Annotated in this window: 27 protein-coding genes and 1 riboswitch; of the genes, 7 read left to right on the top strand and 20 right to left on the bottom strand. The window is 75.6% G+C overall.

The window, feature by feature from the left end:
• Window positions 1-46: 46 nt before the first annotated feature.
• Window positions 47-1021, bottom strand: a complete 975-nt coding sequence (locus tag ACH4SL_RS06145) for an AraC family transcriptional regulator (RefSeq protein WP_398442223.1) — start codon at window positions 1019-1021, stop codon at window positions 47-49.
• Window positions 1022-1107: 86 nt separating this feature from the next.
• Here ACH4SL_RS06145 and ACH4SL_RS06140 point away from each other — a divergent pair, with 86 nt between their 5' ends.
• The 3 genes from ACH4SL_RS06140 to ACH4SL_RS06130 all read left to right on the top strand — a co-directional run bounded on the left by ACH4SL_RS06140 (window position 1108) and on the right by ACH4SL_RS06130 (window position 4250).
• Window positions 1108-1896 (top strand): anthrone oxygenase family protein, encoded by a 789-nt coding sequence (locus tag ACH4SL_RS06140; RefSeq protein WP_398442222.1) that lies wholly within the window; start codon window positions 1108-1110, stop codon window positions 1894-1896.
• Between the two features lie 98 nt (window positions 1897-1994).
• On the top strand, window positions 1995-2846 hold the full coding sequence (locus tag ACH4SL_RS06135) for an alpha/beta fold hydrolase (protein ID WP_398442221.1): 852 nt from the start codon (window positions 1995-1997) through the stop codon (window positions 2844-2846).
• Between the two features lie 61 nt (window positions 2847-2907).
• A riboswitch (ZMP/ZTP riboswitch) is annotated at window positions 2908-2993 on the top strand.
• A gap of 99 nt (window positions 2994-3092) precedes the next feature.
• A complete protein-coding gene (locus ACH4SL_RS06130) occupies window positions 3093-4250 on the top strand; it encodes a phosphoribosylaminoimidazolecarboxamide formyltransferase (RefSeq protein ID WP_398442220.1) in 1158 nt (385 codons plus the stop codon).
• 281 nt (window positions 4251-4531) lie between these two features.
• Here ACH4SL_RS06130 and ACH4SL_RS06125 read toward each other — a convergent pair whose 3' ends face one another.
• Both ACH4SL_RS06125 and ACH4SL_RS06120 read right to left on the bottom strand, forming a co-directional pair.
• Window positions 4532-5344: a crotonase/enoyl-CoA hydratase family protein gene (locus ACH4SL_RS06125; RefSeq protein ID WP_398442219.1), complete on the bottom strand. Its 813-nt coding sequence runs from the start codon at window positions 5342-5344 to the stop codon at window positions 4532-4534.
• Between the two features lie 23 nt (window positions 5345-5367).
• Complete coding sequence (locus tag ACH4SL_RS06120; protein WP_398442218.1) at window positions 5368-5940, bottom strand: helix-turn-helix domain-containing protein; 573 nt, start codon at window positions 5938-5940, stop codon at window positions 5368-5370.
• A gap of 77 nt (window positions 5941-6017) precedes the next feature.
• On the opposite strand from ACH4SL_RS06120, the gene ACH4SL_RS06115 reads away from it, so the two are divergent.
• The 3 genes from ACH4SL_RS06115 to ACH4SL_RS06105 all read left to right on the top strand — a co-directional run bounded on the left by ACH4SL_RS06115 (window position 6018) and on the right by ACH4SL_RS06105 (window position 8354).
• Window positions 6018-6728, top strand: a complete 711-nt coding sequence (locus tag ACH4SL_RS06115; protein WP_398442217.1) for an AzlC family ABC transporter permease — start codon at window positions 6018-6020, stop codon at window positions 6726-6728.
• Complete coding sequence (locus ACH4SL_RS06110; protein WP_398442216.1) at window positions 6725-7048, top strand: AzlD domain-containing protein; 324 nt, start codon at window positions 6725-6727, stop codon at window positions 7046-7048. Before ACH4SL_RS06115 ends, ACH4SL_RS06110 begins: the two co-directional genes overlap by 4 nt.
• 208 nt (window positions 7049-7256) lie before the next feature.
• Window positions 7257-8354, top strand: coding sequence for a phosphatidylinositol-specific phospholipase C domain-containing protein (locus tag ACH4SL_RS06105; protein ID WP_398442215.1), 1098 nt, complete (start codon window positions 7257-7259; stop codon window positions 8352-8354).
• A 22-nt stretch (window positions 8355-8376) separates the two neighbouring features.
• Here ACH4SL_RS06105 and ACH4SL_RS06100 read toward each other — a convergent pair whose 3' ends face one another.
• The 10 genes from ACH4SL_RS06100 to ACH4SL_RS06055 form a co-directional block, all read right to left on the bottom strand.
• The gene (locus ACH4SL_RS06100) at window positions 8377-8769 is read right to left on the bottom strand and encodes a nuclear transport factor 2 family protein (RefSeq protein WP_398442214.1); all 393 of its coding nucleotides are present in this window, start codon (window positions 8767-8769) and stop codon (window positions 8377-8379) included.
• 236 nt (window positions 8770-9005) lie between these two features.
• A complete protein-coding gene (locus tag ACH4SL_RS06095; protein ID WP_398442213.1) occupies window positions 9006-9932 on the bottom strand; it encodes a L,D-transpeptidase family protein in 927 nt (308 codons plus the stop codon).
• 111 nt (window positions 9933-10043) lie between these two features.
• Complete coding sequence (locus ACH4SL_RS06090; RefSeq protein ID WP_398442212.1) at window positions 10044-10739, bottom strand: alpha/beta hydrolase; 696 nt, start codon at window positions 10737-10739, stop codon at window positions 10044-10046.
• Between the two features lie 38 nt (window positions 10740-10777).
• Window positions 10778-11506, bottom strand: coding sequence for an SRPBCC domain-containing protein (locus tag ACH4SL_RS06085; RefSeq protein ID WP_398442211.1), 729 nt, complete (start codon window positions 11504-11506; stop codon window positions 10778-10780).
• Between the two features lie 25 nt (window positions 11507-11531).
• Window positions 11532-11771: a hypothetical protein gene (locus ACH4SL_RS06080; RefSeq protein ID WP_398442210.1), complete on the bottom strand. Its 240-nt coding sequence runs from the start codon at window positions 11769-11771 to the stop codon at window positions 11532-11534.
• 5 nt (window positions 11772-11776) lie between these two features.
• Window positions 11777-12406 (bottom strand): ArsR/SmtB family transcription factor, encoded by a 630-nt coding sequence (locus tag ACH4SL_RS06075; protein ID WP_398442209.1) that lies wholly within the window; start codon window positions 12404-12406, stop codon window positions 11777-11779.
• Between the two features lie 84 nt (window positions 12407-12490).
• Window positions 12491-13237, bottom strand: coding sequence for a Mut7-C RNAse domain-containing protein (locus ACH4SL_RS06070; RefSeq protein ID WP_398442208.1), 747 nt, complete (start codon window positions 13235-13237; stop codon window positions 12491-12493).
• 90 nt (window positions 13238-13327) lie between these two features.
• Window positions 13328-13756 carry a tRNA (N6-threonylcarbamoyladenosine(37)-N6)-methyltransferase TrmO gene (tsaA, locus tag ACH4SL_RS06065; RefSeq protein WP_398442207.1) on the bottom strand — a complete coding sequence of 143 codons (429 nt, stop codon included), beginning with the start codon at window positions 13754-13756 and terminating at the stop codon, window positions 13328-13330.
• A 46-nt stretch (window positions 13757-13802) separates the two neighbouring features.
• Complete coding sequence (locus ACH4SL_RS06060; RefSeq protein ID WP_398442206.1) at window positions 13803-14867, bottom strand: alpha/beta hydrolase; 1065 nt, start codon at window positions 14865-14867, stop codon at window positions 13803-13805.
• A 152-nt stretch (window positions 14868-15019) separates the two neighbouring features.
• Window positions 15020-15850 carry an exodeoxyribonuclease III gene (locus ACH4SL_RS06055; RefSeq protein WP_398442205.1) on the bottom strand — a complete coding sequence of 277 codons (831 nt, stop codon included), beginning with the start codon at window positions 15848-15850 and terminating at the stop codon, window positions 15020-15022.
• A gap of 85 nt (window positions 15851-15935) precedes the next feature.
• Here ACH4SL_RS06055 and ACH4SL_RS06050 point away from each other — a divergent pair, with 85 nt between their 5' ends.
• Window positions 15936-16445 carry a GNAT family N-acetyltransferase gene (locus tag ACH4SL_RS06050; RefSeq protein WP_398442204.1) on the top strand — a complete coding sequence of 170 codons (510 nt, stop codon included), beginning with the start codon at window positions 15936-15938 and terminating at the stop codon, window positions 16443-16445.
• Window positions 16446-16463: 18 nt separating this feature from the next.
• On the opposite strand, the gene ACH4SL_RS06045 is transcribed toward ACH4SL_RS06050, so the two are convergent.
• The 7 genes from ACH4SL_RS06045 to ACH4SL_RS06015 form a co-directional block, all read right to left on the bottom strand.
• Window positions 16464-16706: a DUF1049 domain-containing protein gene (locus tag ACH4SL_RS06045; protein WP_398442203.1), complete on the bottom strand. Its 243-nt coding sequence runs from the start codon at window positions 16704-16706 to the stop codon at window positions 16464-16466.
• A 161-nt stretch (window positions 16707-16867) separates the two neighbouring features.
• The gene (locus ACH4SL_RS06040) at window positions 16868-18103 is read right to left on the bottom strand and encodes a M14 family zinc carboxypeptidase (protein ID WP_398442202.1); all 1236 of its coding nucleotides are present in this window, start codon (window positions 18101-18103) and stop codon (window positions 16868-16870) included.
• 607 nt (window positions 18104-18710) lie between these two features.
• A complete protein-coding gene (locus tag ACH4SL_RS06035; RefSeq protein WP_398442201.1) occupies window positions 18711-19625 on the bottom strand; it encodes an LD-carboxypeptidase in 915 nt (304 codons plus the stop codon).
• Window positions 19622-21601: an LpqB family beta-propeller domain-containing protein gene (locus ACH4SL_RS06030; RefSeq protein ID WP_398442200.1), complete on the bottom strand. Its 1980-nt coding sequence runs from the start codon at window positions 21599-21601 to the stop codon at window positions 19622-19624. The genes ACH4SL_RS06035 and ACH4SL_RS06030 overlap by 4 nt, the downstream gene beginning before the upstream one ends.
• Entirely contained in the window at window positions 21598-22992 is a 1395-nt protein-coding gene (locus ACH4SL_RS06025; RefSeq protein ID WP_398442199.1) for a M20/M25/M40 family metallo-hydrolase, read from the bottom strand. The genes ACH4SL_RS06030 and ACH4SL_RS06025 overlap by 4 nt, the downstream gene beginning before the upstream one ends.
• A gap of 50 nt (window positions 22993-23042) precedes the next feature.
• Entirely contained in the window at window positions 23043-23879 is an 837-nt protein-coding gene (locus ACH4SL_RS06020; RefSeq protein ID WP_398442198.1) for a M55 family metallopeptidase, read from the bottom strand.
• 11 nt (window positions 23880-23890) lie between these two features.
• The gene (locus ACH4SL_RS06015; RefSeq protein ID WP_398442197.1) at window positions 23891-24613 is read right to left on the bottom strand and encodes a class I SAM-dependent methyltransferase; all 723 of its coding nucleotides are present in this window, start codon (window positions 24611-24613) and stop codon (window positions 23891-23893) included.
• Window positions 24614-24686 lie beyond the last annotated feature (73 nt).

Genomic DNA, 24686 nt, shown 5'->3' with positions numbered 1-24686 from the left:
CTCCGTTGCGTGTGCTCGCTCGCGTGCTTTTGCGTGGCGCCGCGGGCTACGAGGCCGCCGCGGTGCGTTCCCGGTACTGCTGGGGGCTGACGCCGCGGACCCGTTTGAAGGCCGCGCTGAGCGCGAAGGGGCTGCCGTAGCCGACCCGGCGGGCCACCGCGGCGATCGTGGCGTCCGGCTCGCGCAGCAGGTCGGCGGCCAGCGCGAGCCGCCAGCCGGTGAGGTAGGCCATGGGCGGCTCGCCGACCAGTTCGGTGAAGCGGCGGCCGAGCGCGGCCCGGGAGACTCCGGTGCGCGCGGCGAGGTCCGCGACCGTCCAGGGGTGCGCGGGGTCGTCGTGCAGCAGCCGCAGCGCGGGCCCGACGACCGGGTCGGCCTGTGCGGCGTACCACGCGGGGGCCGCGGCCTCGGGGCGCGCGAACCAGGCCCGCAGCACCGCGATGAGCAGCAGGTCCAGCAGCCGGTCGAGCACGACCTCCTGGCCGGGCTCGTCGCGTACGACCTCGTCGTTGAGCAGTGCGGGCAGCGGGCTGGACCACGCCGCGGCGGGCAGCACCAGCACGCGCGGCAGCGCGGACAGCAGCCGGCCGCCGATCTCGCCGCCCATTTCGTACGTGCCGGTGACCAGGACGCCGCAGCCGGGCGGCAGTTGGCCGGGCCGGGCGGGGTCGGCGGGGGTGTCGCCCCAGGTACGCACCCCGAGGTCCATCCGCTCGCACAGCCCGACGCCGTCGGCGGTGGTGGACACCTGCCCGGGGTGGATGACGATCCGCGGCTCGGTGTCCGGGTCGCCCGCGATCGTGTACGGCTCGGGCCCGCGGACCACGGCGGTGTCGCCGGGGTGCAGCGGGCGCGCGGGGACGCCCTCGGTGCGTATCCACGCGTCGTTCTGCACGACGTGCACGAGCGTCAGCGGCGCCCGGTCGGCGATCCGCAGCGACCAGGGCGGGGTGAGGACGGAACGCAGCAGGAAGGCGCCGTGCGCGCGGGGACCGTCCAGCAGGCTGGCCAGGGCATCCATGCGCACAGCCTAGGCGTGGACGCACGCGTATGCGGGTGAGCTTCTCGGCGATGGCCGGGGGCGGGGCGCGCCGATTGACTGAGGTCATGACGCAGACGCCGCAGATGTCCCCGGGCCGGCCCGGCCCGTACACACCGCAGACGCCCCCCGCCCAGGGCGCCCCGTACACGCCCCAGACGCCCCCCGCCCAGGGCGCCCGGTCAGCCCCGCACATACCCCCGGCCCGAGCCCTGTACGCCCCGCAGCCGTCCCTGCCGCCGGGCGCCGCCCCGCACGCGCAGGCCGCGCCCGGCCCCTACGGCCCCGCTCCGCAGGGCGCCGCGCCCTCGCCCCGGCCCGACCGCCGCCCGACCACCCGAGGAGCTGCCGTGAACGGCACCCTGAGCGGCCTCGTCCTGCTCGCCGCGACCCTGACCACCGGCCTGATGGCCGGCCTCTACTTCGCCTTCTCGGTCGCCGTGATGCCGGGCCTCGGAAGATCCGGCGACCGCACGCTCGTGGAGGCGATGCAGCGCATCAACGTCGCGATCCTCAACGGCTGGTTCACCCTCGCCTTCGGCGGCGCCCTGGTGCTCGGCATCGTCGCGGCGGTGCTGCACCGCGGGGGCGAGGGGCGCCCGGCCCTGCCGTGGATCATCGCCGGCGTGGCGCTCTACGCGCTGTCGCTGCTGATCACCATGGGCTTCAGCGTGCCGCTCAACAACACGCTCGCGGACGCGGGCGCGCCCGGGCGCATCCACGACATCGCGGCGGTCCGGGCGCACTTCGAATCCGCGTGGATCCACTGGAACATCGCGCGGACCCTGGCCTCCACCGCCGCGCTGGGCTGCCTGGCCTGGGCGATGCGGGCGGCGGCCGGCGCCGGCCGGGCATGAGCCCCGGGAGGCCGGGCCCCGCGGCCCTCCCCCCGCGACGCGCCCCCGATCGTGGGCGATGCCCGCGGGGGCGCGACGCGGCGCCGACAATGGTCGGCATGACGATTCCTGATGCGCAATCACCTCGCACGGACGGCCCCGTCACCGCGGCGGTGTCGCTGCTGCCGCTGGACGGCGGCGGCATCCACGTCTGCCAGGACGGACCCCGCGACGCCCCGGCCCTGCTGCTCGTCCACGGGTCCGGGGCGTCCTCGATGTCCTGGCAGGCGATGGTGCCGTTCCTGGCCGCCGCCCACCGCGTCATCCGGATCGACCTGCTGGGCCACGGGCGGTCCGAGCAGCCGGCCGACGGCGCGTACGGCATCCCGGAGCAGGCGGACCGGGCGGCGCGGGTGCTGGAGCTGCTGGACGCCGGACCGGCTGTCGTCGTGGGCCACTCCAGCGGCGGCTACACCGGGGTCGCCCTCGCCGAGCGGCACCCCGAGCTGGTGCGCGCGCTGGTCCTGGTCAACACCGGCCCGCGCCGCGACGCCCTCGCCGCCCAGGACGCCGGGGCCGCCGCCGCGGAGGTGCAGTGGCCGCCGACCGACGAGCAGATCCGCGCCTTCTCCGGCGGCAGCTTCCCCGAGGGCAGCGACGCGCCGCGGATACTGGCCGAGGAACTGCGCCTGATGAGCTTCCGCTCCTTCCTCACGACCATGCGCGCCTCCTACGACTACCTGGCGGAGCAGCCGGTGCCGGAGCGGCTGGCGGCCCTCGGCACACCGGTGCAGGCGGTCTACGGGGAGCAGGACCGCCGCTGGGTGCCCGCGTCGTACGGCGACTACCGGGCGGTGCCCGGGGCCCGCGTCGATCCGCTGCCGGGTGTGGGGCACACGTCGATCCTGGAGGCGCCGGAGCGCGTCGCCGAGCTGGTGCTGTCCTTCGCGGCCGGGCTCGGGAGCCGCTGAGCGCGGCGCGCGATTCACAGCCGCGCTCCCCTGCCGGGCGGCGCGGGGCTCGGCTACAGTCGGCCCTGGCCGCGACTGGCGAGGGTGGGCCAACCACCGGGGAGCGGCCGTCCGTTCGCGTGAGCGTCGACCGCCTGGGCGCCTTCCGCCAACGCGGCCCGGCCGTCCTCCGTGCACCGTGCGTCCGTTTCGCTTCGGGCCCGGCACCGGGACACACCGCCGGGCTCCGAGCGAGGAGGCCTGCACGTGCAGTTGCGCTACGGGACGAACCCCCAGCAGACCGCGGCGAGCGCCGCTCCGGTGCGGGCGGGGGCATGGCCGCTGAGGGTGCTGGGCGGCGAGCCGTCCTACATCAACCTGCTGGACGCGCTGAGCGGCTGGCAGCTGGTCAGGGAGGCGGCGGGCGCGCTGGGGCGGCCGGCCGCGGCGTCCTTCAAGCATGTCTCGCCCGCCGGGGCGGCGCTCGCCGGGCCGCTGGACGCCGCCACCGCGGCCCTCTACCGCACCGACCCCGGCGCGGGCGCGCTGACCAGCGCCTACGTCCGGGCCCGGGACGCCGACCCGAAGTCCTCGTACGGCGACTTCGCCGCGGTGTCGCACCCGGTCGACGCGGAGCTGGCCGACCTGCTGGGCCATGTGGTGAGCGACGGCGTCATCGCGCCGGGCTTCGAGCCGGGCACGGTGGCCGCGCTGCGCCGCAAGAAGAAGGGCGCCTTCCTGGTGGTCGAGGCGGATCCGGATTTCGTCGCGCCGCCGCAGGAGGAACGCGAGCTGCACGGGCTGCGGCTGACGCAGGCGCGGGACGACGTGCCGCTGCACGCCGGGCTGCTGGACGACGTGGTGTGCGGTGGGCCGCTGCCCGCATCCGCCGCCGAGGACCTGCTGCTCGGTCTTGCCGTGGTGCGCTACACCCAGTCCAACTCGGTCTGCTACGTGCGGGACGGGGCCACGCTGGGCATCGGGGCGGGGCAACAGTCCCGGGTGGACTGCACCCGGCTGGCGGGCGCGAAGGCGGCACTGTGGTGGCTGCGCCGCCACCCGGCGGTGCGCACGCTGGACTTCCTGCCGTCCGTACGCCGTCAGGAGCGCGTCAACTGGCAGGTGCGCTTCATCGAGGGCGACATGACCGCGGACGAGCGGGCGCGCTTCGGCCGCGCGCTGGCCGCCCCGGCGGACGGCCTCGGCGCCGACGAGCGGCGGGCGTGGGCGGCGGGCCTGACCTCGGTCGCCTTCGCCTCGGACGGTGCGCTGCCCTTCCGGGACAACGTCGACCACGCCGCCCGGCACGGGGTGCGCTGGATCGCCGAGCCGGGCGGCTCGATCCGCTCGGGCGACGTCGCCGACGCCTGCCGCGAGCACGGCATCACCCTGGTCCACACCCGGCTCCGGCTCTTCCGCCACTGACGCTGCCGCGGACGGGGCGGGGCGGCCCCCGGGACACGCGCGACTCCCTGCCCGGACAGAGGCAGCCCCTCGGGCCGGGCGGGGCCCCGGGCGTGGGCAGGGACGGTCCCGACCCGGACGGGGGGCGATCCCGACCTGGACGGGGGCACGGCCCCGGGCGCTGGGGCTGCCCCTGCGCAGGGCCCGGGGCCGGGCCGAGGCAGCTTCGAACACGGGTGGGGCGGCCGCGGCTCCGGGAGGGGTCCGGGCGTTCCCGGGACGGGTCAGCCGTCTCAGCCGACTCAGCCGTCGAACGCGCCGTGCCGCCCCTCGCCCGCGGTGAAGCGGGCCACGCCCCGCGACGCCTCGGCCAGCGAGATCCGCCCGTGCGCCAGTTCGACGGCCAGCGCCTCGGGCTCCGGCAGGCCCTCCTGCTCCAGCAGGGCCAGCCGGTCCTGGCGCAGGCACACCTGCGGGAAGGCGGCGATGTCGGCGGCCAGTCGCTCGGCCGCCTCGCGCGCGGTGCCGTCGGGCACGACGCGGTCGGCCAGGCCGATGGCCAGCGCCTCCGCCGCGTCCACCGGGCGGCCGGTGAGCACCAGGTCCATGGCCCGGCCCGCGCCGACGAGCCGGGGCAGCCGCACCGTACCGCCGTCGATCAGCGGGACGCCCCAGCGGCGGCAGAAGACGCCGAGGACGGCCGATTCCTCGACGACCCGCAGATCGCACCACAGGGCCAGCTCCAGCCCGCCCGCCACCGCATGGCCCGCGACGGCCGCGATCACCGGCTTGCCGAGCCGCATCCGGGTCGGCCCCATCGGCCCGTCGCCGTCGGGGTCCGGTGCGCCCGCCGGGTCGGTGACGCGGTTGCCGCGGGCGGTGCCGATCGCCGTGAGGTCGGCACCGGAGCAGAACGTGCCGCCCTCGCCCCAGAGCACGGCGACCGACGCGTCCTCGTCGGCGTCGAAGGCCCGGAAGGCGTCGGCCAGCGCGCGGGCGGTGGGGCCGTCCACCGCGTTGCGCACCGCGGGGCGGGACAGCACGACCGTGGTCACCGGACCGTCGCGCTCGCTGCGTACGGCGGGCTGCTCCCGCTCCTCGGACTGCTCGGGCACGGCGGCTCCCTGCGCTCGGCGGGTCAGCGGTGCTCCTGGACGAGCACCGCCGAGGTGCCCGGCTCCAGGGCCCGGAAGACATGGGCGAGGTCGCCCGGATAGGCGATGTAGTCGCCCGGCCCGATCTCCACCGGCTCCTCCGCGACGCCGACGAGCGCCCGTCCGGTGCTGAGCACCACGTGCTCCACGACCCCCGGCATGTGCGGGTCGGACTCCCGTGCGCTGCCGGGCTGGGCGGTCACCAGGTAGATGTCGCGCCGGATGCCGGGCGGCGACGAGGCGAGCAGCACCGCGACGTACTCGGCCCGCTCGGCGGCGAACGCCGGGCCCTCACCGGCCCTGATGACCTGCACCTGGGGCCGCGGCGGCTCCACGAGCTGGGCGAAGGGCACGTCGAGGGTGACGCTGAGCGCCCACAGCGTCTCCACGCTGGGGTTGCCCGTGCCCGACTCCAGCTGGGACAGCGTCGACTTGGCGATGCCGGCCCGCCGTGCGACCTCCGCCAGGGACAGCCCGGCCCGCCGCCGCTCGCGCTGCAGCCCGGCCGCGATCACGTCCAGCGGCGGTCCACCGCGCGGGGACCCGTCCTGCGCCACATCCGCTCCTTCGTTCGCCCTATCGGTCGATGTGTTCGCCTTGACGAACGCCACCCTGGTGTTCAGTATAGGCGGGGATGCGTTCGATACAACGAACAAGACGGCTCCCCTTCCCCCAAGTCCCCGGCCTGGCCCGGGACATCGCCCTCGTCTGCGCCGCCGACGCGGTGGTCGGCGTGTCCTTCGGCGCCCTCTCCGTCAGCCTCGGGCTGCCGCCCTGGCTTCCCGTACTGCTGTCCGTGGTCGTCTTCGCGGGCGCGGCGCAGTTCCTCTTCGTCGGCCTGGTGGCCTCCGGAGGCAACCCGATCGCCGCGGTGGCCGCCGGGCTCCTGGTCAACGCCCGCCACCTCCCCTTCGGCTTCGCCGTGGGCGACGCCCTCGGCGCGGGATGGCCGCGCCGGATCGCCGGCAGCCACCTCATGGTCGACGAGACCGTGGCCTTCACCCTGGCGCAGCACGACCCGCTGCACCGGCGAACCGCCTACTGGCTGTGCGGCACCGGCCTCTTCGCGAGCTGGAACGCCGGAGTGCTGCTGGGCGTCTACGGCGGCCACGCCCTGCACGACACCGATGCCCTCGGCCTCGACGCGGCCTTCCCCGCGGTGCTGGTCGCCCTGCTGCTCCCGTCCCTGCGCACCGCCGGCACCCGCCGGGCGGCGCTCACCGGCGCGCTGGTCGCCCTCGCGGCCGCACCCTTCCTGCCCGCCGGGCTGCCCGTCCTGCTCGCCCTCGCGGGTGTCGCCGCCGCCGAGCACCGTCGCCCCGCCACCCCGGAGGGCGCCCGGTGAGCGGCAGCGCCCCGCTGCTCGCAGCCACCGCCGTGCTCGGCGCGGGCACCTTCGCCTTCCGCTTCGCCGGACCCGCGCTGCGCTCCCGCGTCACCCTGCCGCCCGCGCTCGAACGCCTGCTGGCGACCGCCGTGGTCGTCCTGCTCGCCGCACTCGTCGCCACCTCGGCGCTCACCGACGGGCACGCCCTGGCGGGCCCGGCCCGGCCCGCGGGTGTCGCCGTCGGCGCGCTGTGCGCCTGGCGCAAGGCCCCCTTCCTCGTCGTCGTCCTCGCCGCCGCGGCAGCCACCGCCGCACTTCGCCTGCTCTCCGTCCCCTGACCGCGCTTCCACTCCTTCCGCCGTCGCCCACCGCGCCGTCGCCCACCGCGCCGCCGCCCGCCGCGCCTCCGTTCAGCGCACTTCGCCGGAGAGTTGGCCGAACTCGGAGGCGACAGCAGGAATGCAGGTCGTGTTACGTGTCATGTCTCCGTCGATTCACGCCCGGACGTCACCGTCCTGACGGAGAGCCATCCCCACAGGAGGACACGTGACCGGTCCGCTCACCCGCCGCCTTCCGCTCCGCCGCGCCACCGCGCGGGCAGGACGCGCCGCCCTGCTCGGCGCGCTCGCGGCGTGCCTCGCCCTCACCGCCACCGGCCCGGCCGCGTCGGCCGCCGACACCGGGGCGCTGCCGCTGTCCGGCGCCACCACGTCGGGCCTGCACAACAGTTACGATCCCGCCTCCTTCAGCTATCTCGCCCAGGCACTCGACACCGGCACCTCGATGATCGAGCTGGACGTCTGGGACGATTTCGTCACCCAGGAGTGGAAGGTCAGCCACTCCAACCCGCTGGGCAACAGCAACAACTGCGTCAACGCCACCTCCGCCTCCCAGCTCTACTCGGGCGGCGCCAACAAGGACCTGGAGAGCTGCCTCGACGACATCCGGGTGTGGCTGGGCGCCCACCCCGGCCACGGCCCGCTGTTCGTCAAGCTGGAGATGAAGGCCGGCTTCCAGGCGACCTTCGGCATGAGCCCGGCCAAGCTCGACCAGTCGATCAGCGCCCACCTCGGCAGCCTGGTCTTCAAGCCCGCCGACCTGCTCGCCAAGCCGGGCGGCGGCCAGTACGCCACCCTCGACGAGGCCGCGACCGCCGGCAACTGGCCCACTCGCGCCCAGCTCGCGGGCAAGGTGGTGCTGGAGGTCATTCCCGGCACGGTCGAGGAGGCCAACCCGACGGACTCGCTGTGGACGGACAGCGAGTACGCAGGCTACCTGCGCGACCTGCACGCCCAGGGCAAGACCTCGCAGGCCAACGTCTTCCCCTCGGTCCACACCGCCCAGGCCGGCGACCCCCGCACCCGATACTCCGACACCTCCCTGCGTCCGTGGTTCGTGGCCTTCGACGGTGACGCGGCCGCCTACCTCAACGGCAGCATCGACACCTCCTGGTACGACACCCACCACTACCTGCTCTTCATGACCGACGCGCAGAACGTGGCCCCCGCGCTGGACGACGTGAACCCCGCACCCGCCGACGCGCAGGCCAGGGTCGCCCAGCTGGCCAAGGCCCACGCCACGGTCGCCTCCAACGACTGGCGCGGCCTCACCCAGGTCCAGTCGACGGTGCTGCCGCGCGGCTGAGCCCGGCCGCCCCGCCCGGCGGTCAGTCGTCCTCCAGCCCGCTCCGGCAGCCGGTAGGGCTGAGGTGCACAGCGGCCAGCCTCCACTGTGCGCCGTCCGCGACGATCATCTGTGTGACGCGGAAATGGCCGTCCGCGTCACGCCCGTCGTAGATGCTCTGCTGCCCCTGCACGCCCACCGCGACCGCGGCCCGGCCGTGCCGGCGCACCGTCACCTCCTCCCAGGTGAAGGAGTCGTGTATGAGCGCGCCCGAGGCGTAGCGGTCTATCCACTGCTTCTTGTCGAGCACGAAGCCCTGCGGGCCGACCGCCGTGAAGTCGTCGGTGAGCAGCGCTTCGAGCGCCGCGATGTCTCCCCGCCGCTCCGCCTCGGCCCAGCGCCGCGCGAAGTCGGTCAGATCCCGGTCGTCGTCCATGCCGTTGCCTCCCTTGCACCCGGGGACGTCGGGCGATCCGTCCTCTGCCCTCAAGACTCCCCGACCGGCGCGGACGTGACATCGGCCCACGGCATGGTTTCCCGCTACTCCCCCGGTCAGCGCCGTCACCGGGACGGCGTACTCCCACCGGAGTAACCCAACGGCCGACGTCAGACCGGGAACTGACGCCGTGCCGGCTCCCGGGTCCGCGACCTGCGGGTCCGCCGGTGGAGGTACTACCCGGACAGCGAGTCGCGGTCGCCCATCACGATGACCGGATGATCTGCCGGGAGCAGGGTGTGCAGCAGGTCGACCATGTGGGCGGCCGAGATGCTGACGCAGCCGTGGGTGGGCCCGCCGTGGTCGACGTGCACCCAGATACCGCCGCCGCGGCTCGCGCCGAGCGGCTGGCTGCCGTCGAGCGGGGAGTTGCCGGGCACGCGGTTGTAGTCGATCGCGATGACGTAGTCGAAGGCCTCGTCGAGGGCCTCCCCGTCGAAGCCGACACCGCCCGCGCGGAAGCGGCTGTCGTGGTGGTACGGCAGCTTCGTGCCCGGGTCGGGCTCGAAGCCGCCCGCGTCGCTGAGGGTGAAGACGCCGATCGGGCTGTGCAGGTCGTTCGAGTGGTGGGTGGCGGTCCAGCCGTGCAGCGCGTTGTGCGCGGGCCAGGGGGCGCCGGGCAGCCAGCGGCCGTTGGCGGCCTCCGTCCACAGCGTGACGACCGCGTCGGAGGAGTCCTTCGCCGCGCCCGAGGCGACCAGCACCTGGCGGCTGGCGGCCGGGATCTCGGCGCGGGTCCTCGGGCCGAGGCCGGCGATGGCGGGCAGCGACCCGGGCGGCGACACCGCAGGCGCCGCGGCGCCGGGCGGCGGCCCTTCGGCGCGCGCGGGCACACCGGCGTGCGGGGCCGCGGCGCGGTCCTTCGCCGTCGTGGCGGAGTGCCGGGTGGCGGCCAGGTAGCCCGCCCCCGCGGCGGCGAGCACGACCATCCCGACGGCGACCACGGCCCCGGCGCGCCAGGCGCGGCGGCGCGGTCTGCGGTGTCTGTTGCGGCTCTGGTCCCCGCGGTTCCCGCTCGCGCCGTCCGGGCCGCCGGGGGCCTGAGGTGCGGGCCCGTGGTCGTGCCGTGGATCGGCGTACGCGTCGGAGGGAGTGGCAGTCATCGGTACGATCCTCGCAAACACCCGGCTCCCACCCGTCACCCAACCCCCACGGACGCCCGTTTTACCCAGCACGTCCACATTCGCACCCGGGGTGGGCGAAGGGCGGCAGCATCACGTCTCGTCGAGCAACTGTGCCGTCAGTTCACGCGGACGGCTGAGGGCGAGCAGGTGCCCGCCCGGCAGAACCTCGACCTCGATGCCGAGCCGGTCGCGCACCACCTCCCGCTGGAATTCCAGCGGGAAGAACCGGTCGTCGCGGCCCTGGACGAACCGGGTCGGCACGTCCGGCCACGCGGTCCGCGGCCAGGGCTGGACGAAGAGCGCGGGCGGCGGCCCGGACTGCGGCGCCGCGAGCGCCTCCTCGGTCACCTCGGGCGGCACGTCGTGGAAGAAGTCGGTCCGCGGGTCGAACTCGGCGTCCGGGTCCCTGCCGGTCGCCGTCGCGTACGCGGCCCTGGCCGCGGGCTGCCCGGTGTTGCCCCACCACGCCCCCGCGGTCTCACCCGGCCGGGGCACCATCGCGTTGACCAGGACGATGCGGTCGACCGGGATCTGCCGGTCGACGACCAGCGGCGCCGAGAAGCCGCCCAGGGACTGCGCGACCAGCACGACCGGCGCCGCGGGCCGCGGCGCCGCGTCGCGCACGGCCGCGGCGATCGCGTCCGCGAAGGCGTCGAGGTCGGCCGCCTCGTCGTCGGGCAGGTCGACGTCGACCACGGTGTGGCCCCGGTCGCGGAGTTCGCGCGCGACGAGGTGCCAATACCACGCCTTGCCGTCCGCGCCGGGAACGAGCACATATGTCGCCATGGCGCCACCGTACCGCCATCGGAGCGGCCGACCGGACGTCAGGCGTACGCGCGGGCCAGCCAGTCGGCGGCCTCGGCGGTGGCCTTCGCCGCGTCCGCGCCGGGGGCGAAGGCGTGCACGGCGACGCCGACGGTCGCGCCCCAGTGGTTGCGGCCGAAGAAGCGGTACATCGCGTCGGCCGTGCGCAGTCCGATGAAATACGGGCTGCGGTAGTCGAGGACGGCCGCCGTGGGACCTGCGCCCGGGAGGTCGGCCTCCACCTCGGTGTCCGGCGCCGCGCCGGGCGGCAGCCCGAGCGCCCGCGCGGCCCTTTCCAGCGCGTCGGGGGCGCCGGCCGCGGCCGGACCGTCTGCTGCGGAGAAGACGGCGGGGCGGCCGCGGAAGTACGTGAGGTACTGGCGCAGGGTGTGCAGGTAGAAGTCGGTGTGGCGGTTCGCCCCGTCGTACTGGTCGCCCCAGTCGTCGACGAAGATGCCGCTGTGCACGTAGCGCACCCAGGAGCCGCCCTGCCCGCGCGGCTCGACGAGGTGGTCGAGCTGGTTGCGGAGCTGGCCGTACTCGCCGCCGGGGGTCTCGCTGAGGGCGGTGACCCGGTGCGGCGGGTCCCAGACGGTGACGGTGGCGCCTCCGGACGCGGCCCCGCCCTCACGGGGCTCGTACTCCAGCGGGAAGAGCCAGCCCGCGGTGCCGGTGGTGACGGCGGCGAAGACGTCCTCGGGGGGCGCCTCGACCTCGAACTCGCGGGCGATCTCGAACGGCTCGGACATGGTGCTGCCTTTCTCTCTTGCAGGATCAGCCGCGCGCGGGCGCGTGGACGACGTGGTGCACTCCCGAGCCGAACACCTCTGACCGCGGGACGGTCGGCGGTGTGGCGGGCAGGCCGTCCTGGAAGAGCCGCTTGCCATGCCCGGCCACGGCCTTGCCGTCCGTTTCCTTCGGACGGGTGACGGCCTCGTACGGGTCTCCCCCGGTGTCGGTGGAGTTGTTCCACCCGGCCTTGTCGAGGCCGCGCGGGGCGACGTGTTCGGCCACGCCGTTCAGCGCGGTGCGGGCTCCTCGGTGCCTTCGATCTGTGCCAGGGTGCCGGGTTTGAGCGTGGGGTGCAGGGCGACGACGACACGGTGGCGGCGCCCTCCCTCGGCGTCCTCGTCGTGGTATTTCGCGATCAGCGCGCCGATCCCGCGGGTCAGTTCCTCGGCGAAGGCGGCGCGGTGGGCCGCGGAGGCGAAGCGCACCTCGCCGTCCAGCGCGTAGGTGGCGACCCCCTGCCGGGCACGGTCGGCGCCGGTGAGCAGCGCCCCGACGTCCCGGACCAGGCGTGCGGCGAGGGCCAGCAGCCAGCGCGCGGACAACTGGTCGCGGAAGCGGCCCGGGTCGGGCTGCACGGCGGGCAGCGCGGCCGGCGAGATGACGTACGAGGCGGCGGTGGCGCGCATCAGCCGCTCGGTGACGTTGCCCTTGCGGCGCTCGCCCGCCAGCTCGACCAGGCCGTGCTTCTCCAGGGCCTTGAGGTGGTAGTTCACCTTCTGCCGCGGCAGCCCCACCCGCGCGGCCAGCATCGTCGCCGAGGCGGGCCCGGCGGTCAGCTCGGAGAGCAGCCGCGCCCTCGTCGGGTCGAGGGAGACGGCTGCCGCCTCCGCGTCCTCGATCACGCTCACGTCCAGCATGGCTCCACCCTTGCACCGAAAACTTTTTTTGTCCAGGGCAATGGAATTTTCGGCGCAAGGGCCGGGCCGCACGGCCCGGCCCGGTCACCCCGCACGGTGCGCGCGGCGCTCCGCGTGCTCGCGCAGGGCCCGGTCGACGACGGCCGCGAGTTCGGCGTGGTGGGCGCCGCGCCAGTAGACCCGGCCGCAGGCGGTGCACTCGGCGAAGACGTCGTAGGTCCTGCGGGTGCCGTCCGCGACGCGGTCGCGCACCGAGTCCTTGTCGGCGTCCCGCAGTTCGCCGTTGCAGGCGACGCAGCGCGTCCAGGGGGCGAGGACCGGCTCGAAGCGGTCCAGCACGTCCTGCAGCTGCTCCTCGGGGCGGTCGCTGTAGACGTAGCCGCCCGCCCACAGCTCGCGGCGGCGCAGCAGGCCGCGGTCGCGGGAGAGCAGCACGCGGCGCTCGCGGGCCGAGAGCGCGGCGAGGGCCGGGTCGCCGATGTCCTCGCTCTCGTAAGCCGCGTCCACGCCCAGCAGCCGCAGCCGGCGGGCCAGCGTGCCCAGGTGGACGTCGAGCAGGAAGCGCAGCGGCGCGCCGGGCACCCGCTGCGGGCGGTCGACCGCCCGCACGTCGATCACCTCGCCCGCGGCCGGCACATGGCGGGCGGGCGCGTCGCGCCCGTCGACGGCGAGCCCGCCCACCTCGGTCAGCGGGATGCCGAGCGACTCGACGACGTGCCCGAGCGAGGACGTGCCGTCCGTGGTCAGGGAGAGCACCGCGGTACGGCGGTCGGACGGCAGGAAGAGGCGGAGGCCGGCGGGGATTCTGACGGTCACTTCTGGTCGGTTCACGGCGCCAGGATGCCACCGGCGCGGCGGACCGCCCCGGGCTTTTCCGGCCGCCCCCGCGCCACCGGACCGCGGCCCGTCCGGGCGCCGGCGTCAGCGGTCGGCGATGTCGCCGAGCAGCGGTTTGATGTCGACGACCGGGGTGCCGTCCAGCGCTTCGAGGTCGGTCACCCGCAGCCGCGGCCCGTCCGGGGCCGGCTCGATCGCGGTGACCCGGACGCGGTGCAGCCCGACGGGGTTGGGGCGGTCCGGGGAGCGCGTGGTGAAGACGCCCTGCGGCGCGCGGGCCAGATCGCCCCGCGGGTGCACCACGAGCCGGCCGCGGTCGGCGCGGTCCAGCCAGGTCAGCACGAGGACCTCGGTGCCGGGCAGCAGGCCGCGCAGCCCCTCCGCCATGTCCGGCCGCAGTACCAGCCACGCCTCCGGCGCGCCCTCGTCGCCCTGCCGCGGTGCGTCCTCCCGCGCGACCAGCGGGGATTCGACCCGCCCGATCGGTTCGACGGCGTACATCGCATCGCTCATGCCGCCGAGCCTATGCCGGGGCGGCCCGCCGGGTGACGGATCGTCATCAGCCCCTCAGGCGGTCGGCGTCGGCCACGGCCGCGGCGAACGCCTCGGGGGCCTCCTGCGGGGCGTTGTGCCCGACCCCGTCGAGAACGCGGTGCTCGTACGGGCCGGTGAAGAAGCGCCGGTAGGCCGCGCCGTCGGTCGAGGGCAGGAAGGGGTCGAGGGCGGGGTCCACGGCGATGGCCGGGACGCCGACGGGCGGCCGGGCCGCGAGCAGCCGCTCGTAGCGGTCGTAGCGCCGCTCGCCGTCGGCCAGGCCGAGCCGCCAGCGGTAGTTGTGGACGACGACGGCGGCGTAGTCAGGGTTGTCGAAGGCCGCGGCGGTACGGGCGAAGGTCGCGTCGTCGAACCGCCAGGTGGGCGACGCCTCCTCCCACACCAGCCGGCACAAGTCGTCGCGGTCCTGCGGATTGCGCAGGGCGGCGAGGCCGCGGTCGGTGGTGAAGTAGAACTGGTACCACCAGGTGCGCTCGGCCTTCGGCGGCAGCGGATCGCGCTGCGCCCGGGCGTCGGTGACGAGGTAGCCGCCCGCCGACACCAGGGCCTTGACCCGCTCCGGCCAGAGCGCGGCGACGACGCACGCGGTGCGCGCGCCCCAGTCGAACCCCGCGAGGACCGCCCGGGAGATGCCCAGGGCGTCCATCAGGGCGACGACGTCGACCGCCACCGCGGACTGCTGCGCGTTGCGCGCGGTGGCCGGTGAGCGGAAGGCGGTGCTGCCGTGCCCGCGCAGATACGGCACGATCACCCGGTAGCCCGCCTCGGCCAGCAGCGCGGCGGCGGCGGCGAAGCTGTGGATGTCGTAGGGCCAGCCGTGCAGGCAGATGACCACCGGCCCGTGCGGGGGCCCGGTCTCGGCGTAGCCGACGTCGAGGACGCCTGCCCGTACGCGCTTGAGCGGGCCGAACGCGGGAGGCGCGCCCGGACCGGCCGCCGTGCCCGGTCGGACGGTGGGGTCCGAACCGTCCGGCGCGCCCGGCGCGGCGGCCTGCGCGGTGCCCACGGGTACGGCGGCGGCGCCCAGGCCGAGGCCGACCGTCCTGGCGAAAGTCCGTCTGTCGATCACTGTCCGCACCCTCCGCTCGCGCCCGGCCCCCGCTCCCGCGCGGGGTCCGGGCACAGTCCAGCACGGGCGGCGGCCGCTGCCGCGCACGCGCGCCGGACGCGGCTCGGACGCAGCCGACGCGGGCAGGTGCGCGACGCGGCCGCGGACGGCCGTCAGGTGGTGTACGTGACCGTGACCGGGGCGTGGTCGGACCAGCGTTCCGCGTAGGTCGCCGCGCGCTCCACCACCGCGGTGGCGGCAGCCGCGGCGAGCTTCGGGGTGGCCAGGTGGTAGTCGATGCGCCAGCCGGTGTCGCGGTCGAAGGCCTGGCCGCGGTAGGACCACCAGCTGTACGGGCCCTCCACGCCGGGGTGCAGCTGCCGGACGACGTCCGTCCAGCCGCCCTCCGCGCCGACCAGGTCGGCGACCCAGGCGCGCTCCTCGGGGAGGAAGCCGGAGTTCTTGCGGTTGCCGCGCCAGTTGCGCAGGTCGGCCTCGGCGGGGGCGATGTTCCAGTCGCCGACGACCAGGGCGTGGCCGCCGGCCGCGTCCGCGCGGTCGCGCAGGGCGTCGAGGTAGCCGCGGAATTCGGCCATGAAGCGGTATTTCGCGTCCTGCCGCTCGGTCTCCGCCTCGCCGGTGGGCAGGTAGAGGCTGCCGACGGTGAGGCCGGGGCCGGAGCCGCCGGCCGTGCCGTCGCCCGGCAGGTCGACCTCCAGGTAGCGCCCCGCGGCGTCGAACTCCGCCGAGCCGAAGCCGACGCGCACGGCGGTCGGGGCCACCCGGGAGAGGATCGAGACCCCCGCCCGGCCCTTGGTGGCGGCGGGCGCGTGGTAGGCGTGCCAGCCGTCGGGGTCGCGCAGCTCGCCGGGGAGCTGGTCGGGCTCCGCGCGGACTTCCTGGAGGCAGACGACGTCGGCCGCCGTCCGTTCGAGCCAGGGCAGGAAGCCCTTGCGCGCGGCGGCCCGCAGTCCGTTCACGTTCACGGTGGTCACGATGGTCACCGCAGGGACGATACCTGGCGCCGCCGCCGGCCGGAAAGCGCGGGTCGTACACCTGTGCGGGGAATTGTCCGACCCACCCTCTACGATGGCGGACGTGGAGATCAGGAAGACGCGATACGACGAGCCGGCCGCCGTCCGGCTCAACGAGCTGGTGCAGCAGGAGTACGCCGAGCGCTACGGCGAGGGTGATCTGACGCTGATGGCGGCCGACCACTTCGACCCGCCGCGCGGGCTCTACCTGCTGGCGTACGACGCCGACGGCGAGCCGGTGGCCAGCGGCGGCTGGCGCGCGCAGGACGCCTCGCCGGAGGGGCACGAGGACGGCGACGCGGAGATCAAGCGGATGTTCGTGGTGAAGGAGGCCCGGGGGCGGGGGCTGGCCCGGGCGATCCTCGCCGAGCTGGAGGCGAGCGCCGCCGCGGCCGGGCGGACGCGGATGGTGCTGGAGACGGGGTCGCTGCAGCCGGAGGCGATATCCCTCTACACGTCCTGCGGCTATGTGCCGGTGAAGAAGTTCGGCTACTACCGCCACGAGGAGCTGAGCGTCTGCATGGGCAAGCCGCTCGCCGTCGGGCAGGCCGCTGCCGGCGCCTGAGGAGGCGGGGGCAGGCGGTCAGCGGCGCCGCGAGCCGCGCAGGAAGCGCCCGCACAGCCAGCCGATGACGAACGGGATGAGCAGCGCCAGCCACAGCGGCATGGTGACCTCGGGGATCAGCAGCCGGATCCGCACGTCCTTGGTGTTCTCGAAGATGAAGACGATCGCCAGGACACCCAGGACCAGGACGACGATCCTGCCGGGCGTCAGCCGGCCGCGCAGGCCACCGCGGGACGCCTGGTCGGACTTGTCGGGTGCCATCACGCCCACCTGCCCTCAGCCGGTCCGCTGCGGTCCGCCCGCACTCCCTGCGGCCCATACTCCCCGGCGGACGCGGCCGGCGCCCCCGGCGCGGGCGCGGAGTGCTCCGAACGGGTGAGTGCGGGCGGATCCCGCGGGGTACGGGGAGGCGCCCGCGGCCGTCAGGCGGGCAGCTCCTCGTAGACGGCGAGCACACTGCGCGCCTGCTGCTCGACCTGGTCGGCCACTGGCACCCACCGCGGGCGGTACGCCCGCTCGTACGCCTCGCACCAGGTGTCCACGAGCCGGGCGACCTGCGGGACGTCCGCGACGCGCCGGAGCATCGCGGCGGCCCGCAGCGGGATGCGCTGGGCGAAGACCTCGATGCTGGTCACCCGCGCGGTCGTCATGTCCGGCAGCGGGGCCGCGCCCGGCGGCCGCACCGCCGGGTCCCACTCCGCGGTGAGCGCGGGCCCGAGCCCGACCAGCTCGCGCACGGTGCGCAGCGGCGCGCAGTCCGCGTCCTGGAGGCCCAGCCGCGGGAGCACGGCGTCCAGCACCCGCGCCACGGCCGGCAGGTCGCGGCGCAGCGCGGCCCCCGCCCTGCGCAGGGCGCGGTCCGCGTCGGGGTGCGGGGTGGTGTCCGCGCTGCGGTCGCACGCCCACATCGGCACCTCGACGATCGCCGTCACCCCGCGGTAGCGCTGCGCGTGCACCCATGTGGAGTGCGCGCCGTCGCCGATCCCGGGGTCGCCGCACGGCGGCATGACGTAGACGCCCGGGCCCGGGCTCGGCCACTGGAAGGCGTCGGACGAACCGCTCTCCAGCGGGATGTCCAGCTCCGCCGCGGACTTGCCGATCCGCTCCGGCACCCCCGGCACATCACTGGTGAGCTGCACGAAGCTGCCGCCGACGTCGATCCCGTGCAGCGAGCACTGGAGCACCGGCCGCAGCTCGTCGAGGACGTCGACCAGCGCGCGCGTCTCCGGCAGTGCGGGGCCCGGGCCCGCGCCGCCCGCCGGCAGCCACTCGGGCTGCTCGGCGGTGCAGGGCCGGAAGAAGTGCTCGTAGTGGCCGCGCAGCGTGTACGGGCCGGAGAGCCAGGGCTCGTTGAGGGCGGCGCCGTCCGGGTCGATGCACAGCAGGAAGTGCCAGCTGCTGCCGTCGTCGTCGCCGTCGGCCCGCCGCCGGGCGATCGTGTGGGCGAGCCGCAGGACGGTCGCGCCGCCGACGGCCGCCTCGTTGGCGTGCGGGCCGGCGACGACCAGGACGTTGCGCTCGCCGTGGCCGACCGAGAGCATCAGCAGCGGGCGGCCGGCCCGCGAGGTGCCCACGCTGGCCAGCCGGCAGACCTCGGGATAGCTCAGCGCGATCGCACGCGCACCCGTGGTGATCTCCGTGGTGGTCGGATAGCGCATCCCCGTCATCCCCGTCACCGCAATCCCCCCATCCGGCCCGGGCGCGAAGGCGGGTGTCCCGGGACCGGCTTACGACATCGAGTGCGATCCCGTTAGTACGACACGGCGGTGCGGGGGTGTCAACGGTGCTACCTCGCTTCCAGCGCGGGTGGGGGTGGGGTGGGGCGGGGCGTTGCCCCCGCAGTCCCCGCTGCCGCAGGGGCCCCGCGGGGCACGCGGCGGGTGCGGTCGGCCCCTGCGCGGGGCCGGGGCGAATACGACGTTGCGCGTGCGCGCGGGCGGGTTCCGGGCGGGGGGCGCCCGGGCCCTGCCGCGCGGGTGCGCTTACAGCAATCGAGCGAGCTGCCCTTGCCGGGCGGGCTGGTGGGGGGCCTGCCCCTTGCGCGGGGCGGTACGCGGACGGTCCGGTGGGGGTTCCTCGCGCAGTTCCCCGCGCCCCTAGCGGAGCCGCCCTGCCACCTGAGCCGCACACCTAACCGCGCGTACGCGGGGGTTCCTCGCGCAGTTCCCCGCGCCCCTAGCGGGGCGCCCTGCCACCTGAGCCGCACACCTAACCGCGCGTACGCGGGGGTTCCTCGCGCAGTTCCCCGCGCCCCTGGTGGGGGGGTCAGCTCAGGGGTGGGGGGAAGGTCAGGGTGGAGGTGGAGGTGTCGAGGGTGGCGGGGGTGTTGAGGGGGAGGGTGAGGGTGGGGAGGCAGTGGCCGAAGGGGAGGGATTCGAGGACGGGGACGGACAGCGGGGCGAGGCGGTCGAGGAAGAGGCGGCGCAGGTCGAGGTAGGGGCCGCAGCCCTCCCAGGAGCCGAGGACGATCGCCGCGACGCCGTCGAGCCAGCCGCTGCGCAGCAGTTGGGTCAGGAAGCGGTCCAGGCGGTACGGCTCCTCGCCGGTGTCCTCCAGGAAGAGGATGCCGCCCGCGGCGGACGGGCGGCCGGTGGGCGTACCGAGGTCGGAGGCGAGCAGGCTGAGGCAGCCGCCCATCGTGACGCCCGTGGCCCGGCCGGGCACCAGCGCGGCGGCGTCCGGGGCGTGCAGCACCCGGGCCTCCTCGGGGGTGAAGAGGGTGCGGCGCAGGTGCTCGCGCCCGGCAGCGTCGGCGAGGAAGCCGGGGGTGCCGGGCATCGGGCCGTGCAGGGTCGCCACGTCCAGCCGGGTCGCGAAGGCCTCGTGCAGCACGGTGACGTCGCTGTAGCCCACGAAGACCTTCGGCTCGGCCGCCGCCATCGCGTCCCAGTCGACGAGGTCGGCCATGCGCTGGGTGCCGTAGCCGCCGCGGGCGCAGATCACGGCGGCCAGGTCCGGGTCGCACCAGGCGTCCCGCAGGTCGTCGGCGCGCGCCTGGTCGGACCCGGCGAGGTAGCCGGCGGGGTGGGTGTCGAGGACGTGCGGGGCGAGGACGGGCTCCAGGCCCCACGCGCGCAGCTCCGCGAGCCCCCGCGCGAGCATGTCCGCCGGTACGGGCCCCGCGGGCGCGACGATCCCGACCCGGTCCCCCGGGGCCAGCCTGCGGGGCCGCACGGTCACGGCGTGAGGTCCAGCACCGGCACGTCCGGCGGGCGGAAGCCGAAAACCTGGCCGTAGAGGGACAGTTCCGCCTCCAGGCAGGCCACCAGCGTGTCGAGGCGGCGGAAGCCGTGGCTCTCACCGGGGAAGGCGAGGTAGGCGTGCGGCAGGTCGCGCCCGGCGAGCGCTTCGAGGAAGCGGTCGCACTGCACGGGCGGGCAGATCGGGTCGTCGAGCCCCTGCATGAGCAGGAAGGGCACGGTGATCTGGTCGCTGTGGTGGACGGGCGAGCGGTCGTGGTAGCGCTCGGGCACCTCCAGATGCGGCCCGACGAGGGATTCGAGGTACCAGGCCTCGAAGTCGTGGGTCTCGCCGCCCGCCGGCGACCAGCCCGCGAGGTCGAGGATCGGGTAGCTGATCGCGCCGCACGCGAAGGTGGACACGGTGGTGAGGGCGGCCGCGCTGGTCCAGCCGCCCGCGCTGCCGCCGCGGATCGCCAGCCGCGCGGGGTCGGCGGCGCCCTCGGCGACCAGGCCCTCGGCGACGGCGACGCAGTCCTCGACCTCCACGACGCCCCACTGCTCGCGCAGCCGGTTACGGTAGGCGCGGCCGTAGCCGGTGGAGCCGCCGTAGTTGACCTCGACGACACCGATGCCGCGCGAGGTGAAGTAGGCGACCTCCAGGTCGTAGACCATCTGCGTGCGGCTGGTGGGCCCGCCGTGCACCCAGATCGCGTACGGGGCCGGGCCGTCGGCCGTGTGCTCCGGATTGCGCGGCGGGTAGACGTGGGCGTGCACGTCGCGGCCGCCGGGGCCGGTGAAGACGCGGGCCTCGGGCTCGGGCAGGTAGGCCGGGTCGACGGCGTCGTGGTGCAGTGCGGTGAGCGCGGTGACCTCGGCGGCGGGGGCGGCGGGGGTGTGCACGATCTCGTGGGCGCTGCGGGCGCTCGCCGCGATGCCGACGACCCGGCCGCCCGCGACGGCGAGGGTCGGGGTCCACTCCGTCCAGTGGCCCTGCGGCTGCGTCAGCTCCCCGCTGCCCGGGTCGAGGATGCCCAGCCGCTGGGCGCCGACGCCGTGCAGCACGGCGATCGGGCCGTCCGGAAGGGGCGCGAACCAGCGCAGCCCGATCCGCCACAGCGGCCCCGCCTGCTCCTCCTCGCACGGGCACAGGTTGACCGCCTCGCCGCTGTCCGGGTCGACGCGGTGCAGATTCCACCAGCCGGTGCGGTCGGTCGCGGCCAGCAGCGTGCCGTCCGCGGCCCATTCGACCTGGGCGACGGATTCCTCGGGCCCGCCGACGAGGGTGCGGGCGGGGCCCAGCGTGCCGTCGCCGCGGACGTCGGCGAGGCGCAGCTCGGTGCCGTCCCAGGGCATGCGCGGGTGGTCCCAGCCGATCCACGCGGCCCGCCCGCCGTCCGGCGACAGCCGCAGGCCCGTGACGAAGCGGTGCTCGACGGGGCCCATCTCGCGTACGGCGGCGCGGTCCTCGGCCGCCGAGCCGTCGAGCGGCACCGCGGCGTGCAGCCGGCGCAGGTCCGCGGGGCCCTCGCCGGTGAATTCCTCCAGCACCGCCCAGACCTCGCCGCGCTCGGCGTGCACGACGGGCTCGGCCCAGCGCAGCCCACCGCCGACGGCGGAGACCGGGCTGAGCGGGTACGGCTGCTCGCCGGGGCGGTCCGGGCGGAAGGCGTAGAGGCGCTGGTCGGCCTGGTGGGTGAAGACGACGAGCGGCTCGCCGCCGACGACCGCGCCGCCCCACGGGGTGCCGCCGTATTCCATGACGCGGTTGCGGACGTTCCAGGGCGCGGGCAGCGGGCTTTCCTCGGTGCCGTCAGGGCGCCGCCGGACGAGCGCGCGGCGGCCGCCCTCGGCGGGGCGCGGCGCCGTCCACCACAGCTCGGCGCCGACCGTGCCGAGGTCGTCGGGCCGGCCGTCGTGGGACGCGGCGGTCGCCGCGTCGATCGGCGAGGCCCACTCCCCGTAGCTGCCGCTCATACGGTCCCCTCCTCGGTCGTTCCGGTCCCGCGCAGGAACCGGTCCAGGACGCGCACCCCGAAGTGCAGCGCGTCCACGGGCACGCGCTCGTCCACCCCGTGGAAGAGCGCCTGGTAGTCGAAGCCGGGCGGCAGCCGCAGCGGCGAGAAGCCGTAGCCGGTGATGCCCAGCCGGGAGAACTGCTTGGCGTCGGTGCCGCCGGTCATGCAGTACGGCACCACGTGCGCGTCCGGGTCGAAGTGCAGCAGCGCCTCGCGCATGGCGGCGAAGGCGGGCGAGTCGACGGGCGCGGTGAGCGGCACCTCGTGGTGGTGGTAGGCCCACTCGACGTCGGGGCCGGTCAGCTCGTCCAGGGTGGCGCGGAATTCCTCCTCACCGCCGGGCACGACGCGGCCGTCGATGTGCGCGGTGGCGCTGCCGGGGATCACGTTGACCTTGTAGCCGGCGTCCAGCATCGTCGGGTTGGCGCTGTTGCGTACGGTCGCCCGGACGAAGTGGGCGGACGCGCCGAGCCGGTCGAGCAGCCCGTCGGGGTCGGCGAGGTCGGCGGGGCCCGCGGTGATGCCCTGGAGGGCGGCCAGTTCGACGAGCGCGGCCTCGACGGTGGGGGTGAGCCGGACCGGCCAGCGGTGCTCGCCGATGCGCGCGACGGCGGCGGCGAGCCGGGCCACCGCGTTGGCGTGGTTGATCCGGGAGCCGTGGCCCGCGGTGCCGCGCGCGGTGAGCTTCAGCCACGAGGTGCCGCGCTCCCCGGCCGCGACCGGGTAGATGCGCAGCGGCTCGCCGTCCGGGCCGTCCCCGGCGTGGAAGGTGTAGCCGCCGGATTCGCTGACGCCCTCGGTGCAGCCCTCGAAGAGCGCGGCGTGCTCGGCGGCGAGGAAGCCCGAGCCGTAGGCGGCGCTGTCCTCCTCGTCGGCGGTGAAGGCGAGCACGATGTCCCGTGCGGGGCGCTGCCCGGTCCTGGCCCAGGAGCGGACGACGGCGAGCGTCATGGCGACCGCGTTCTTCATGTCGATGGCGCCGCGGCCCCAGACCACCCCGTCGCGGATCTCGCCGGAGAAGGGGTGCACGGTCCAGTCGGCGGGCTCGGCGGGCACCACGTCGAGGTGGCCGTGCAGCAGCAGCGCGTCCGCGCCGGGGTCCGTCCCGGCCAGGCGCGCGACGACGTTGCTGCGGCCGGGCGCGCACTCCAGGATCCGCGGCTCGATCCCGGCGCCGGCCAGCTGCTCGGCGACGTATTCGGCGGCGGGGCGCTCGTTGCCGTCGCCACCGCCGCGGTTGGTGGTGTCCAGCCGGATCAGATCGCTGGTGAAGCGCTCGACCTCGGCGAGCGCGGTGTCGTCCACGCCGCCGGGTCCCGTCCGGACCGCCCCCCGTGCCTGCTCAGCCATGCCGCTCCCGCTCCTGTCTGACGGTACGCCGCCGTTGCCCCGCGGCCGGGTCAGCCGTACTGCTCCTCCACCGCCTGCGACACCAGTGTCGTGACGGCCTTGAACGCCCGCAGCGCGGCGTACATCGTCGGCAGGGTGTAGGCGACGCGCCGCTCGCCGGTGCGCTCGACGCCGGGGACCGCGGTCGCCGCCCCGACCAGGTGCCAGGCGTCGAACTCCAGCTCGACCGTGAACGGCCCGGCCTGCACGGGCTCGTGGCGTACGGCGAGGGCCGCGGCCTGCTCGGCGGCGGCGCGGATGTCGGCGGCGGTCCTGGCGGGCGGCCGGCAGACCGCGGCGTACCGCGAGACGTAGTCCTTGACGGCGACCGTGCGGGCCTGGGGGGCGTACGAGCGGGCGTCGAGGCCGGTGCGGTCGTCGCCGGTCACGAGGATCACGGGGACCCCGTACTCGGCGACGACCAGCGCGTTGAGCCGGCCCTCGCTCGCGGGCTCGCCGTCGACCCACACACCCGTGATCGAGTTGGCCAGGTAGGTGTGGGCGAGGACGCCCTCGGTGCCGGCGCCCGTGTGGTAGCCGACGAAGGCGATGCCGTCGACGTCACCGTGCTGGACGCCCTCGACCATGGACAGCTCCTTGTGCCGTCCGGTAAGCATCTGCGCGCGCTCGTCCAGCTGCTCCAGCAGCAGGTTGCGCATCGTCCAGTGGGCTTCGTTGACGAGCACCTGGTCCACGCCGGCGTCGAAGAAGCCCGCGACGGCGGCGTTGACGTCCGAGGTGAACATGTGGCGGCAGCGCTGCCACTGCTCGGTGCCGGGGAGCACGTCGGCCGGCCAGGTGACGCCGGTGGCGCCCTCCATGTCGGCCGAGACGAGGATCTTCCGCATGCGAGGTCACACTACGCGGCCATCCCCGCGACCAGCCACTGCGACGGCACCTCGATCCGTACGCCGTCGGGGCGGAACTCCGCGGTCGCCAGCGGCTCCTCGCCCGCGGCGAGCACCGTGAGGCCGGCGGCGGCGAAGTAGCCGGGCACCGCGGCGTCCTCGACCTCGCCCGGCGCGATGCCGTGCGCGAGGACGGCGCCGAGCCGCGGCGGCGGCCCGCCGGGGCCCTGCGCGAGGCCCATGAGCACGCCCTTGGCGGCCTCGGCCAGTTCCACCGCGAAGACCCGTCCGCGGCGGCCGGTGAGGGTGGCTATCCCGTCGACCAGCCGGCTGCGGTCGGCGGGCTCGCACTGGTGGAGGACGCCGCGCAGGTAGACGTTGGCGTCGCCCAGCTCGTCGTGCAGGGCCCGCACCGCGTCGGTGTCGACGCCGTCGAGCTGCTGGTAGGCGGCCAGCCCGCGCGGGTCGTCGCGAGCGGCGCGGGCGACGGCCGCGTGCGCGAGGTCGACGCCGACGACCCGGCGGTAGCGGCCGGCCAGGTAGCGGGTCAGGGTGCCGTTCCCGCAGCCGAGGTCGACAACGGGCAGGCCGGGGTCGAAGTGCGCGGCGAAGCGGTCCGCGTGCCCGGCCACCGTCAGTTCCGGCTCCGCGTCCCAGAAGACGCCGCCGGGCCCGTCGGGGGCCTGCTCCCAGAAGCTCTCCCACGCCTTCGCGTACCTGCCGGAGACGTTCACGCGACCACACTCCCCACGCCGTGATGCTGCCGGAATTGCCACGGGTGCGGGCGGGCGGGCCCTGCCGCCTGCG

The organism is Streptomyces sp. NPDC021020 (genome assembly GCF_044333285.1).
Lineage (GTDB): Bacteria > Actinomycetota > Actinomycetes > Streptomycetales > Streptomycetaceae > Actinacidiphila.
Note: the sequence above shows the minus strand (reverse complement) of the source record. Positions and strands in the feature narration are given on the sequence as shown.

Bases quoted from the DNA above. Each gene is read 5' to 3' on its own strand.
- ACH4SL_RS06145 (WP_398442223.1), bottom strand. From the start codon at position 1,021: ATGGATGCCCTGGCCAGCCTGCTGGACGGTCCCCGCGCGCACGGCGCC.
- ACH4SL_RS06140 (WP_398442222.1), top strand. From the start codon at position 1,108: ATGACGCAGACGCCGCAGATGTCCCCGGGCCGGCCCGGCCCGTACACA.
- ACH4SL_RS06135 (WP_398442221.1), top strand. From the start codon at position 1,995: ATGACGATTCCTGATGCGCAATCACCTCGCACGGACGGCCCCGTCACC.
- ACH4SL_RS06115 (WP_398442217.1), top strand. From the start codon at position 6,018: ATGCGTTCGATACAACGAACAAGACGGCTCCCCTTCCCCCAAGTCCCC.
- ACH4SL_RS06100 (WP_398442214.1), bottom strand. From the start codon at position 8,769: ATGGACGACGACCGGGATCTGACCGACTTCGCGCGGCGCTGGGCCGAG.
- ACH4SL_RS06095 (WP_398442213.1), bottom strand. From the start codon at position 9,932: ATGACTGCCACTCCCTCCGACGCGTACGCCGATCCACGGCACGACCAC.
- ACH4SL_RS06090 (WP_398442212.1), bottom strand. From the start codon at position 10,739: ATGGCGACATATGTGCTCGTTCCCGGCGCGGACGGCAAGGCGTGGTAT.
- ACH4SL_RS06085 (WP_398442211.1), bottom strand. From the start codon at position 11,506: ATGTCCGAGCCGTTCGAGATCGCCCGCGAGTTCGAGGTCGAGGCGCCC.
- ACH4SL_RS06075 (WP_398442209.1), bottom strand. From the start codon at position 12,406: ATGCTGGACGTGAGCGTGATCGAGGACGCGGAGGCGGCAGCCGTCTCC.
- tsaA (WP_398442207.1), bottom strand. From the start codon at position 13,756: ATGAGCGATGCGATGTACGCCGTCGAACCGATCGGGCGGGTCGAATCC.
- ACH4SL_RS06050 (WP_398442204.1), top strand. From the start codon at position 15,936: ATGGCGGACGTGGAGATCAGGAAGACGCGATACGACGAGCCGGCCGCC.
- ACH4SL_RS06045 (WP_398442203.1), bottom strand. From the start codon at position 16,706: ATGGCACCCGACAAGTCCGACCAGGCGTCCCGCGGTGGCCTGCGCGGC.
- ACH4SL_RS06040 (WP_398442202.1), bottom strand. From the start codon at position 18,103: ATGCGCTATCCGACCACCACGGAGATCACCACGGGTGCGCGTGCGATC.
- ACH4SL_RS06030 (WP_398442200.1), bottom strand. From the start codon at position 21,601: ATGAGCGGCAGCTACGGGGAGTGGGCCTCGCCGATCGACGCGGCGACC.
- ACH4SL_RS06025 (WP_398442199.1), bottom strand. From the start codon at position 22,992: ATGGCTGAGCAGGCACGGGGGGCGGTCCGGACGGGACCCGGCGGCGTG.
- ACH4SL_RS06020 (WP_398442198.1), bottom strand. From the start codon at position 23,879: ATGCGGAAGATCCTCGTCTCGGCCGACATGGAGGGCGCCACCGGCGTC.